Annotated in this window: 8 protein-coding genes and 2 pseudogenes; 5 read left to right on the top strand and 5 right to left on the bottom strand. The window is 52.2% G+C overall.

Annotated features, from left to right (window positions below; genetic code table 11):
* Window positions 1-131: 131 nt before the first annotated feature.
* Together K1V27_RS17545 and K1V27_RS17540 are read right to left on the bottom strand one after the other, a co-directional pair.
* On the bottom strand, window positions 132-1697 hold the full coding sequence (locus tag K1V27_RS17545) for a coiled-coil domain-containing protein (protein ID WP_258931353.1): 1566 nt from the start codon (window positions 1695-1697) through the stop codon (window positions 132-134).
* A gap of 39 nt (window positions 1698-1736) precedes the next feature.
* Entirely contained in the window at window positions 1737-2681 is a 945-nt protein-coding gene (locus tag K1V27_RS17540) for a PAS domain-containing response regulator (protein ID WP_258931352.1), read from the bottom strand.
* Between the two features lie 785 nt (window positions 2682-3466).
* On the opposite strand from K1V27_RS17540, the gene K1V27_RS17535 reads away from it, so the two are divergent.
* Both K1V27_RS17535 and K1V27_RS17530 read left to right on the top strand, forming a co-directional pair.
* The gene (locus tag K1V27_RS17535; RefSeq protein ID WP_258931351.1) at window positions 3467-3763 is read left to right on the top strand and encodes an AbrB/MazE/SpoVT family DNA-binding domain-containing protein; all 297 of its coding nucleotides are present in this window, start codon (window positions 3467-3469) and stop codon (window positions 3761-3763) included.
* A 252-nt stretch (window positions 3764-4015) separates the two neighbouring features.
* A pseudogene (locus K1V27_RS17530) lies at window positions 4016-6901 on the top strand (TOTE conflict system archaeo-eukaryotic primase domain-containing protein); the annotation flags it as partial.
* A 16-nt stretch (window positions 6902-6917) separates the two neighbouring features.
* Here K1V27_RS17530 and K1V27_RS22945 read toward each other — a convergent pair.
* Together K1V27_RS22945 and tnpA are read right to left on the bottom strand one after the other, a co-directional pair.
* A pseudogene (locus K1V27_RS22945) lies at window positions 6918-7025 on the bottom strand (HepT-like ribonuclease domain-containing protein); the annotation flags it as partial.
* Complete coding sequence (gene tnpA, locus K1V27_RS23185) at window positions 6992-7138, bottom strand: IS66 family insertion sequence element accessory protein TnpA (protein ID WP_435051676.1); 147 nt, start codon at window positions 7136-7138, stop codon at window positions 6992-6994. The gene tnpA and the pseudogene K1V27_RS22945, both read right to left, overlap by 34 nt.
* 426 nt (window positions 7139-7564) lie before the next feature.
* On the opposite strand from tnpA, the gene galE reads away from it, so the two are divergent.
* From galE to hldE, 3 genes are all read left to right on the top strand, one after another.
* Window positions 7565-8518, top strand: coding sequence for a UDP-glucose 4-epimerase GalE (gene galE, locus K1V27_RS17525; protein ID WP_258931349.1), 954 nt, complete (start codon window positions 7565-7567; stop codon window positions 8516-8518).
* A gap of 137 nt (window positions 8519-8655) precedes the next feature.
* On the top strand, window positions 8656-9483 hold the full coding sequence (locus tag K1V27_RS17520) for a DsbC family protein (RefSeq protein ID WP_258931348.1): 828 nt from the start codon (window positions 8656-8658) through the stop codon (window positions 9481-9483).
* A gap of 24 nt (window positions 9484-9507) precedes the next feature.
* A complete protein-coding gene (hldE, locus tag K1V27_RS17515; protein ID WP_258931347.1) occupies window positions 9508-10962 on the top strand; it encodes a bifunctional D-glycero-beta-D-manno-heptose-7-phosphate kinase/D-glycero-beta-D-manno-heptose 1-phosphate adenylyltransferase HldE in 1455 nt (484 codons plus the stop codon).
* Between the two features lie 107 nt (window positions 10963-11069).
* Here the strand turns inward: hldE and K1V27_RS17510 are convergent, their stop codons facing one another.
* On the bottom strand, window positions 11070-11891 hold the full coding sequence (locus K1V27_RS17510) for a metallophosphoesterase family protein (RefSeq protein ID WP_258931346.1): 822 nt from the start codon (window positions 11889-11891) through the stop codon (window positions 11070-11072).
* Between the last annotated feature and the right edge of the window lies 1 nt (window position 11892).

Below are 11892 nucleotides of genomic sequence, written 5' to 3'. Positions count from 1 at the left end.
CCAGTGACGCAAAGCGATTCGCCGGGGCCGCATTTGGTCGCTGGGCGGTCGAGAATAGTCTGTATTGGTCTCTCGACATTGCTTCCGGTGACGACGACAGTCGAGTCAGATCCGGCCACGCCTGGTCGAACTCAGCCTTTTCCAAACAGGTTTTCATATTCTTTGACCAGCGTTTCGTATTCAGCGGAAAGACGATTCAACTTCTTATGCAGCAGAGCTCTTTCATTGTGGGCAATTTCATATTTGTTGCGCATTTCAGCATACTTTTTCTTCAAGAGCTCGTGCTGATATTGATCCTTGCGATAAGACGCGACCAGTTTCTGGGTGAACTCCAATTGGCCCCTGAGGCGTCCGGAGTCCTTGGTCAGCTTTAGGGATTGGCGCAGTTTTTCTCGCAATTGTTCTCTTTCCTGCAGCAGCTGGTTGGTATGATTTGTTTTTTGCTCATTGATCCGCAACAGCTGCCGATTATCATCTTTCAACCGGGTGATGGCCTGCACAAGTCGTCTGTTGACCGGACTATGGGAGAACACCTTGATCTGTTCTTTCCTGGCAGCCAGTAGGTGCTGCAGGCGCACATTTTCCGCCTGAATCATTTTTGCCAAGGTATTGGCTTCCTGTCCCTGTTCTCGATAGGCGGCAAGCACGTGGGACATCGACTGATTAGCCTCCAGGCGACTCTTGAGCTCAATATTCTCGTCCTGTAGGCGATCCACGTCGTCCCACACTCCACTGCTTTGCTGGTTGGTGGCCAGAGTCTCCAGGCGATCCTGGCTTTGTTCCAACTGAGTCAACAGGCCTATGTTTTCATCGACCAGTCCCTTGAGCAAACTGCCGGCCGCTGAATCAGTGGGCAGGTGCGCCTGAAACTGCTCCAGCAGGGACCCTTGGCTCTCTAGCTGGGCTTTCATGCGGGTATTTTCGCTGTTGAGCTGTTCGATTGTAGCAAGCAGTTCCCGATTTTCCGGTTGACCAGTGGTGAGGGAACTGAGCAGGCGGGCTTGATGTTCAACTTTGGAGCCCAGCAGGCTGTTTTTGGCGCGCAGGCTCTGAACCATTTCCGCACTGGCCGTCAGGACTTCAATCTGTTTATTGGCGATCCGTAGAAATGTGTTGAGTTCGCGGATTCTGGCCTTCAGGTAATTACATTCTTTTTCAATTTCGATTTCTCTTGCGGTGATCACGCCCGTTTGCATGTGCTTTACCCGCAAAGCTTCATACTTTTGCCGCCACTCTTCCATTTCGGCTTTCAGTTCTTCCAGCCTATGCGGGTCGGCTGACGCTGGATCCGACCGGCTCGTCAGAAAGTTCTCAAGCTTATGGTTTATGTGGTCAACGGTTTCAGCTGACTTGGCACTGAGCAGCCCGATTTCACCCAACCTATTGAATCTGAACAGGACCACATCGTGCACATACAGCAGCAGTTCCTGGAGCGAGCCGATCTGGCCCAGGCGGGATTTGTCTGCCTCTTCGAATTCCAGAGCTTTTTTTAGGATGGCCAGTTTACCCGCGATTTCGGAAGTGGTGTGCGACACTCTCCCACCCGCAATCGGGAACTTGCTTGGGGCTTTCTGCTCGCGGCCTGTAGCTGCCGTTTCAGATCGTCCTTCGGATGGTTTCTCCTGTGATCCCTCGCGTGCCTCAAAAAATCCGGCAAGAATCCTTTTCATCCAGGTCTTGTCCTTTTGCTCACCCAATTTTCTCCCCTTCCAGACCGGTACCCATTGGGGATTTGCTCACTCTTCGGCAATCGACTTGAACCGGTCGATGCTTCTCTTCATGACCTCTCCAGCCTTGGACAATTTTGCAGTGCGCTCTTCAAGCAATTGCCTAAGCTGCTCCTGCGCCTGACGAAGCTGCTCTTCCACGCGTTTGCGCTCACTGACTTCCTGCCGCAATTGCTGGTTAGCCTGTTTGAGGTCCGCCATGGCCTTCTTCAGTTCACTCAAATCCATAGCCACCGCAACACTGCCCGTCGTCTCCCCTTTGCTGTTCTTCACCAGCCTGATGGAAACCTCGAACGGCGCGATGCGCCCCTCCCTATTGATCATGTCGATCTCGTAGCGCTTGACGGAACCTTCCCGGCGCAGAATTTCGAGCATCTTGGCCAGGGCATCTTTGTCCGGATACAGATCAAACACTTTCCTGCCCTGCATTTCCTGTCTGCTGTATCCGAAGGTGTCACAGGCCACCTTGTTCCATCGGATTGGTCTGCCGTGACGATCAACAAAAGAAATGGCTTCAACGGTGTTATCAAACACGTATTCAATGTCATTTTTGGCTTGCAGCAAGTCGGAGACGATCCTGCGCTCGCGATCGATCCTCTCGACCTTGGCCTTCAATTCATCAATCTCGAAGGGTTTGACAATGAAGTCGGCAGCACCCGCACTGATGATGTCACTGTAAGTATAATCGTTGGCATAGCCCGTCATGATTATGACAGCGAGATGCGGCTGCAACGACACAGCTTCCCTTGTCAGTGTAAGACCATCCTTGCCGGGCATTCTAATGTCCGAGATCAATAGGTCATACTTCCGGCAGTGCAACATAGCGGTTGCATCATTGCCACCCGCGGCCATATCACAAGCGAGACCGAGCACTTCCATATAGGTTTGGAGTAACCTGCGGTAACCCTCTTCATCATCCACAACTAAGACAGACTTTATGGCGTTGCTATCCATCCATTTATTCCTCCCCTTCTTGCATTAATTGTTTCTAAGCGGCACAGCCATGGAATATCCGCCTATCATGCGCGGCCGGCGTGAGTAAATTCCGGCGTTCGGCGGTTGGAAAAACGACCGTTCCAGGGAATAACCAAACATCTCGGCAGAGGCCGGATTGACCGTCGCTGATCGGATCGCTCTTTCATGGCAGGCCTGGCACCGCGGATCGGTGCCTCTTGGGTCAGAGTACGACACCGTTGTGTCCGCTCCAGCAGCACGCCAGCCAGACTGGTTCACACAAAGGCACGGCATTTTGCGGTGTATTTTTCCAGAACTTTTTAACTCTCGCAGCAGCTCCCGGGATACACATTGAACACGGACCGGCCATCTACCAGCTTGATTGCAGGGAAGCGCCATACTGGGATTGCGCAGTAACGGAAGTTTCGGGTACTGCCAGGGTCATTTCTAGACCATTTCTATGCCGCTTGTCCATGCCTGATACACGGTTAATTTGTCTTAAGTTTTTCAAGTGTTGACGAGGGCGCAGGAGTCATTTGTCCTGCACAGGTAATCCAGAACAGCTCGGATATTTGTCAGAGGGGGACTCAGAGAGGAACGCCCATGAAATCATGCAATGGCCTTCCCCCCTCGGTGCCGGCCATGCCCAATTCCCAAACCGCCCGGTAAGCCGCAACGCTTTTTGCTTTAACCCGTTTTCGGTTCTTTACCCGAAGCTCTGATCCTCTCCTCCGGCACGTCGAATAATCTAAAAACGCGAATGAGGGCGGGAACAGGAAAACGAAATGGAGCTGCTAAAAGTCAGAAGGAATTATCAATTGACCATTCCACAAAGTCTACGCAGAAAAATCAATCTTGCGGAAGGTGATTATGTGGAAGCCGATATTGAAAACGGCAAGATAGTTATTCGGCCAGTTGCAATAAGAAGGGTCACCAAAAAGGACAGGGGAAGGGCGGTCAAGGCCCTGGAAGGTGTGTGGCAAGAAATCGGGCAGACGGATCCCGATGAAACGCAAGAAATGGTAGATGAAGCATTAAGGGAAACGAGGAAAAAGGAAAGTAAGCTGAAAACAAAGAAATGATAAAGTACGTCCTTGACACCAATGTGATTATTAGCGGATATGCTTCTTTCTTGCGCGATTGAAGGGGGAGCCGATTTCATCATTTCAGGCGATGAGCACTTGAAAGCGTTGAAAGCGTATGAGGGGATTAGGATTTTGGAGCCGGTCACGTTTTTAGAGAAAATCGGCATCGGGGAATAATAAAAGAGAACCCGGGGTATGCACTTGACTCCAATGGTTCTGGATCCATTATCCACTGGCAGAGCGGGTAAAATGGATTTTGAAACGTTACTTCGAAAACATGATGCCCTACTTGCCGAGAACGAAGCTTTGAAGGAAGAGAACCTGTCCTTAAAGATACAGCTTGGTCTGGCAGAACCATTGGATCGAACGTCTGTTACAAAGTCGGCGCGGCAAGAAGCCTCGCTGGCGGAGCCATCCTCTCTTGTCACCGCCAAGGCTGATCCGGCGGAAAAGATACGCCTTTTTATGTCGCTGTTCAAGGGGCGGGAGGGCATCTATGCAAGAAGGTGGGAAGGCAAGGATGGCGCCAGGGCTGGATACACACCCGTCTGTGAAAATGAAAGAAAGCCCGGTCTTTGCAGAAAGTTCAAGGTCAAGTGTTCCTCCTGCAACCACAGATCCTATGCACCCTTGGATGAAAATGCCATCGATGCCCACTTGAGGGGTATAATTGTTGCCGGCGTTTACCCTCTACTCCAAGATGAAACCTGCCATTTTCTGGCGATCGACTTTGACAAAGAGGGGTGGCAGGAAGATGCATCCACCCTCAGGGACGTCTGTGGAGCCTTCAACATCCCCGTAGCCTTTGAGCGTTCTCGATCCGGTCAGGGCGCTCACGCTTGGTTCTTTTTCGCGGATCCGGTGTCCGCGAGTCTGGCCCGAAGATTCGGGAGCGCCTTGCTGACCCACGCCATGAGTAAGCGGCACGAAATCAAGTTCAAATCCTACGACCGATTATTTCCTAATCAGGCCACAATGCCGAGGGGCGGATTCGGCAATCTGATTGCCTTACCGCTTCAAAAAGAGGCACGTCGAAATGGCAACAGCGTTTTCATCGATGAGAGTTTCCTCCCCTACGAGGACCAGTGGGAATTCCTGGCCAAAATCAGGCGACTTTCCGAAGACGAGATCGGCGTTCTAATTTCGAAGCTTTGCCTTGGCAACGAACTCGGGGACCTGAAACAAAACGATGAGGAACCCACCAAACCGTGGGAAAGAAGAGATGCAAACAGGGCCAAACTCTCACGACAGGAGTTTCCGAGTGTAGTGCAGGTAGTCAAAGCCAACATGCTCTTCATTGACAAATCCGGCATTTCCCAGAAGGCTTTAAATGTAATGAAAAGGCTGGCCGCCTTCAAGAATCCTGAGTTCTACCGTCTCCAGGCAATGCGCCAATCGACCTACAGAGAACCGCCAATCATCTCGTGCTCTGAAGAAACACAGCAGTACCTCTGCCTGCCAAGAGGGTGCGACATTGATATTGAAACCGTGCTTAGGGACGCTGAAGTGGAGATTCAATGGACAGACAAAACCTATGCCGGAAGGCCTATCAAAGTCACCTTCACCGGGGCATTGAGGGAGGATCAGGAAATTGCTGCGGAGGAGATGTTAAAGCATGATTGCGGGGTCCTCTCTGCCACCACGGCGTTTGGGAAGACAGTAGTTGCAGCCAGACTGGTCGCCGAACGAAAAGTGAATACCCTCATACTGACCCACCGACAGCAACTTCTCTCACAGTGGATGGCCCGATTGTCCCAATTTCTTAAAATCAACGAAGAACTACCTTCGATACCCGGGAAGCGAGGTCGGCGGCCGATATTGAGCGTCATCGGACAAATCGGCGCTGGAAAGAACAGCGCCAACGGTATCATCGATGTTGGCATCATGCAGTCTTTAATCAGCGATCATGAGGTGAAAGAATGTGTGAGAGACTATGGCATGGTGATTGTTGATGAATGCCACCACATTTCGGCCGTGAGCTTCGAGCAAATCATCAAGAAGGTCCGATCAAAATACGTCTATGGCTTGACTGCCACACCGTTTCGTCGGGATGGTCGCCATCCGATTATCTTTATGCACTGCGGTCCCATAAGGTACCGGGCAAATGCGAAGAAGGAGGCGGAGAAACGGCCATTCGATCACTACGTCATACCCCGGTTCACCGGTTTCAGGATTCCCCCTGATCGGGAAGAAGCTGATATATCGATCCAAGAGCTCTATTCGTGGATGGTGACGGATGGACTTCGCAACGAGCAGATTCTCGACGACGTCCTCAGAGGCCATGAAGCTGGCAGAAACTCGCTCATCCTAACGGAGAGGACGGCCCATGTGGAATTGCTCGCAGCAAAGCTTCGTGAGAAGATCCCCCATGTGGTGACTCTAATCGGCGGGAAGGGAACAAAAGCGAACGGGGATATTATGGCGGAAATCGCTGAGGTCCCAGTCACCGCCCCGTTGACCATAGTCGCCACCGGGAGATACGCAGGAGAAGGGTTTGATGAGCCGCGGCTGGATACCCTATTTCTGGCAATGCCAATATCTTGGAAAGGAACGCTGCAGCAGTACGCAGGCAGACTACATCGTTTGTTCGAAGAGAAGAAAGAAGTCCAGATCTATGACTACGTCGATATTCACGTTAGGGCTCTGGAGAAGATGTATCGAAAAAGGATTTCTGGATATGCTGACATCGGCTATCGGACAAAGGCGGAGAGCTTCTCTGATAACCCCGCCGATATCATCTTCGATAATACCAACTTCCTCCCCGTCTTGCAGAACGATATGACGAATTGTGTTCGGGAGGCGGTGATTGTCAGCCCGTTTGTTACAAAATGGAGAGCCGCGCAGATGCTTCCAGACCTGGCGGCATTGGCGAAGAGGGTTTCTGTGGTGGTCGTCACAAGGCCGGTAGATGTGTATAAAGATAAATCAGTCTTGGAGGCGACTCTGGCATCGCTGCAAGATGCAGGGGTGCGCCTTCTGTTGAAGGCCAACATACATCAGAAGTTTGCCATCATAGATCAGAAAATTGTCTGGTACGGCAGCATCAATCTGCTGAGCTACGGGAGTGCGCAAGAAAGCATAATGCGGTTGGAAAGTCTAAATATTGCACAGGAATTGATAAAAGATCTTGGTAAATCAATCAGATACCGACGCCGAGATAATCATGCACCAGGATATTTCGAAAACCAGAAATGCCCCTCCAGTCCACTTCCGGATGAGCGGATTTCAGGTGCAGGGACAAAGGCTGGGTAGATTCAGATCGTTTCGACGGCAATATTCACTTTGAGAAGGCCCGCTTGCCTCCCATTCGCCGAGGTGCTCTTCCCAAAATCTTCGTCTTGCTTCGCGGTCTTCGCCCTTAGCCTTGTTGATGGGTTTCGCTTCGCTCTACCCATCCTACGGCTTGATAGTCTCGATGCTTGACCTCCTTCGGCTGTTCTGGAGGCCAATTTCCCACAACCTAAGTTGCCGCGAAATATGGGGTTCGCAGAACGCTTACGCAGATATTCCGCTGTCAATCAACAAGACAGGCAAGCCCTTCTCCCGTGCAGCAAGTCGACTTAATAAGCCCTGCGAGACAACGGTGCAAAACCGCGCCGCACATTTCCCCTTTCTCCTGACGCAAGGGTACCATCCTGTCCCCAAGGGGTTTAAAGCAAGCTGTGCCATGCCGCAATGGAGTGGAAATCAGCGCACACGAATTGCGCAGTAAATTTGACTTTCCATTCTCAAATCTTCATGTTAGAGAGCCATGCAACCTGTCCCGTAAAATCATACTCATACCGCTGGGAGGTGCCATTGAATATTCTTGTTACCGGCGGGGCCGGCTACATAGGTTCCCACACTGCGAAGTTGTTGAAGCAAGAGGGGCACGTACCGATTGCCTTTGATAACCTTTCCAACGGCTGGGCTGAATGGGCGCGCTTTGGTCCGTTTGTGTTCGGTGATATCCGCAGTGAGGAAAGTCTTTACAGGGCCTTGGTGGGGTTTAAGGTGGACGCAGTGATTCATTTTGCAGCGAAAGCCTATGTGGAAGAATCCACCCGGTTGCCCGAAGAATATTTCGACAACAATGTCTCCGGCAGCATCGCTTTGCTGAAGGCAATGAAGAGGGCGGGAACCAGGCGGCTGGTTTTCTCCAGTTCCTGTGCGGTCTATGGTGATGCTCAAACTCCAACCATAGGCGAGGATCATCCCAAGAATCCGAAAAATCCCTACGGCCTCTCCAAGTGGCAATGCGAGCAGGTGATCAACGAAGTCGCACCGGTGGTGGGGGTTCATTTCGCGGCGTTGCGTTACTTCAATGTGGTGGGAAACGACCCAGAGGGAGAGATTTACGAGAGACACGAACCGGAAACGCACGTGCTGCCGAACCTGATGCAGGCGGCCAGATCCGCTGCCTCATTTTCGTTGTTTGGTACCGACCACGACACAGAAGACGGCACGGCTGTCCGCGATTATGTGTACGTGATGGATCTGGCCCGTGCACACATCCGCGCACTCGACATCATCGAGTCCCGCCCGAAACTCATCTCCAACGTGGGTAAAGGGGAAGGGGTATCGGTTCGAGAGCTGGTGCACCTTGTGGAGGAGGCCGTCGGTAAAAAGCTTCAAGTCGTAGAACATCCCATACGTCCGGGGGATCCACCCCGGCTGGTGGCTGACAACAGTTACCTGAAGACCTGGTTCAATTATGATTTTAAGAGCTTGCGAGACGTGGTCAAAGATTTGGCAAGTTTCAAGATGGAATGAGGCCGGCATTGTTTCATGTCTACCTTAAAGCCATTGGCGCAGGCGCTTCCTGCTGGATGCCGGAAGCAGCAGAGCGGATGGGAATCCATCAAACTCAGAGTTATTGCATCTCTTCAAGCAAAACAAGGAGAAATAAGGTGAAGCAAACTAAGCACATTTTGGCAGGACTGATGTTCTTGATCGTTACTGCTGTGTGGGTGGTTCCCGCTATTGCGACAGCGGCTGAGAAATGCCCGCCACCGGAAAAGGTTATGGAAGCTTTCTCCAAGGTATTCAAGCGCGAAGGCCAGGTGATCCATGTTAAAGAGAGCATTGTGCCGGGGCTTTGTGAAGTGGATATGATGGTGAACAACAGAAAAGGAATATTATACATCGACCCCGATGCAAAATTTTTCTTTGCGGGCCAGATATTGGATGTTGAGGGTGGGCGCAATCTGACGCAGGATGCCATGACTGAGCTGAACAGGTTGAGTGCTGAAGAGATGACCAAACTGGAATCTCTCACTGCCTTCTCGATCGGTACGTCGGACAAGACTCTCTACTACGTAACAGATCCGCAATGCCCTTATTGTAAGAAGGGGGAAGAAACCCTGAAGAAATTGGCTGAAGCAGGCAAGGTCACTGTCAATTTTCTATTTTTTCCGTTGCCCATGCATGAAGGGGCCGAACAGGAGTGCGTTTCCATCATCTGCGATAATAAAGGCCTTGAAGGGTTGGAGAGTAATTATAAATCCGACAATCAGTGCCCGGAGGGAGTTAAGAAGGTTAAAGATACGGTAGAATTTTTGAAGGCCAAAGGGGTCAGTGGAACTCCTGTTTACATCTTTCCTGACGGCACTTACCACCCGGGACTGCTGCCTGAAGAAACACTTTTTGAAAAGTTGGGCATTGCGCCGCAACCGGCGGCCCCTGAGGGGCAGGCGACAAAGCCCGCGGAGCCCGCTGCAGAAGAGAAAAAGGATTGATTTGAACCTAACGAAGTGACCGGTATGTCTGACAGGTTATCCTCATTTTGCGGAGTGAACATCCTGGTTGTCGGTGATGTGATGCTCGACTACTACCAATGGTGTGAAGTGACCCGCATATCCCCTGAGGCTCCGGTGCCCGTGGTGAGGGTGAGAGACAAGACCTCGGTGTTGGGGGGAGCCGCCAATGTGGCGGCCAACCTTGCCGGGCTTGGCTGCAAAACAGTCCTCCTGGGTGCCAGAGGCGATGATGAGGCAGGCAGGGTACTGGCGCATCATTTGCGCTCGGCTGGGATTGAAGACAAGTTGTTGATCGAGCCGCATAGACCCACCACCACCAAGACTCGCGTACTTGCCCAGGGTCAGCAGCTGATTCGCCTTGATGAAGAGGAAATCGGAATTCTGTCAGCTGCGGCGGCCGAGGAGCTGTTTTCCAGGTACAGAGCGCTATTGCCGGGCAAGCGGGCGGTTATTCTGTCCGACTACGGCAAGGGAGTGCTTTCCGGGGCACTTTGCCGTGATATGATCGGTCACGCCGGTGCAAGGAATGTCGCCGTCCTGGTGGATCCCAAAGGCAAGGATTGGGATCGATACCGGCACGCAACCTGTATTACTCCCAATGAAAGCGAGTTGGAAGCGGTGCTGGGCGGGCCCGGCAAGAGCGAGCAGGACCTGTTGACAGGGGCCATCAAGGTTCAAAAAGAGCTGTGCCTGGACCACCTGCTCGTTACCCGAGGAGCAAAAGGCATGATCCTGGTCCGGCGGGACGGGGAACCGGCCGTAATAGCAGCGAAGCCCAGAGAAGTCTTCGATGTTTCAGGTGCCGGAGATACCGTTATAGCGGTACTCGCGGCCGGCGTGGCGGCGGGGCTGAGCTGGTCCAATGCGGCCAGGGTGGCAAATGCCGCGGCCGGAGCCGTGGTTGGTAAAGTCGGCACGCATGCCATCAGTATGGATGAGTTACAGGTGGCTTTGCGCCTGGATGAAATCGGTTCCCTGCACAAGATTTTTAATCTTGACGATGCCAAAATGCAGGTGGATGCCTGGCGCGTGCTGGGCGAGCGGGTGGTTTTTACCAATGGCTGTTTTGATTTGTTGCATGTCGGCCACATTAAGCTACTGCAGGCCGCTGCCAAGGAAGGCAGCAAGCTGGTGGTAGGACTGAATTCGGATGCTTCGGTAGGTCGGCTCAAGGGTGTCGGCCGACCAATTTTGAGACAGCAGGACCGCGCTTCCATTCTGGCTGCATTGGAGTGTGTCGATATGGTTGTTATTTTCGATGAAGATACGCCCTTGAATCTGATCCAGGTGCTGCGCCCCGAGGTATTGGTGAAAGGTGCCGACTATGTACGCACCGGCGTTGTCGGCCATCAACTGGTGGAAGCCTGGGGCGGTCAAGTGGTGTTGGTGCCGCTTGCGGCCGGCTCCAGTACCACCAACATTGTGAAAATGATTCAAAAAAATTCTTCTCTCCACTGACACCCGTTTCATGCCCTCCAAGCAGTGATGGTTGCCCATCACAGAGTAGTGCCGTAAGCATTTATTGCTTCATAAAATACGTCATCTTGGAAGTTGCGAACCCGGATCTATGCGGATTTTTCCAACAGTTCCATGTAGCGTTTAAGGGTCGGGAGATTTCTGCAAAATGGATGATTGGCCAGTTCCTCGTGAAGTCTCTGCAGCGGGAATGGCAGCCGAAAGAGAGTCACAGTCATCCGGTCGGTATCCAGCAGTGCCGAATTGCACACGGCAATGCCGTCGCGGTAAGGGCCACCGACGCTTCCCGCTTTAATCCAGTATCTTGCATGCGGTTTCAGCCTCACTACGAAGGGGGCAATTGCTTCGCAGCGATGGACGATGACGTCTTCAAACCGGGGGGAATGATGGGTGTGCGGCAATTCATAAATTGCCGGGATGTGGTCGTGGCCGCTCACGATAATACTGTGTGGAAATGTCCGCCACCTTTCCAGGCTCTCCTCAAGGGCCGTCTTGTCCAAATAGTTGAATGATTCGATGGTGACGGCCTCCCCTGATCGCGGCAGATGAAAAGGACTGTGGTGAGTCATAATGAAGTGTTCTTCTTCGATGAAAAGCGGCAGTTGACTCAGATAATCGATGGCACCGGGTACTGTTGACAGAAGACCGGCATTGTAGGCGCTCGCTTGCATGCGATCCAGTTGCTGCGGATGATCGGTGAAAAGACCGGCCACCAGCAGATCATGGTTGCCGGCTACGGTCGGAAGATGCAAAGATTGCAGTCGCTTGAAGGTGCGATCACCAAACGGCAGCCAACCGACGATATCGCCGAGGCAGTAAACCCGGTCGATACGGGTTTCGCTCAGGTGGTTGATGCAGCACTTTAAAGCGTCTTCATTTCCGTGGATGTCGCCGAAAAAATAATAGCGCATG

The sequence above is a fragment of the Desulfoferrobacter suflitae genome (genome assembly GCF_022603395.1).
GTDB classification, from domain to species: domain Bacteria; phylum Desulfobacterota; class Syntrophobacteria; order Syntrophobacterales; family Syntrophobacteraceae; genus Desulfoferrobacter; species Desulfoferrobacter suflitae.
Note: the sequence above shows the minus strand (reverse complement) of the source record. Positions and strands in the feature narration are given on the sequence as shown.

Excerpts from the sequence above, each read along its gene's own strand:
- K1V27_RS17540 (WP_258931352.1), bottom strand. The coding sequence starts at position 2,681 with ATGGATAGCAACGCCATAAAGTCTGTCTTAGTTGTGGATGATGAAGAG.
- K1V27_RS17535 (WP_258931351.1), top strand. The coding sequence starts at position 3,467 with ATGGAGCTGCTAAAAGTCAGAAGGAATTATCAATTGACCATTCCACAA.
- hldE (WP_258931347.1), top strand. The coding sequence starts at position 9,508 with ATGTCTGACAGGTTATCCTCATTTTGCGGAGTGAACATCCTGGTTGTC.
- K1V27_RS17510 (WP_258931346.1), bottom strand. The coding sequence starts at position 11,891 with ATGCGCTATTATTTTTTCGGCGACATCCACGGAAATGAAGACGCTTTA.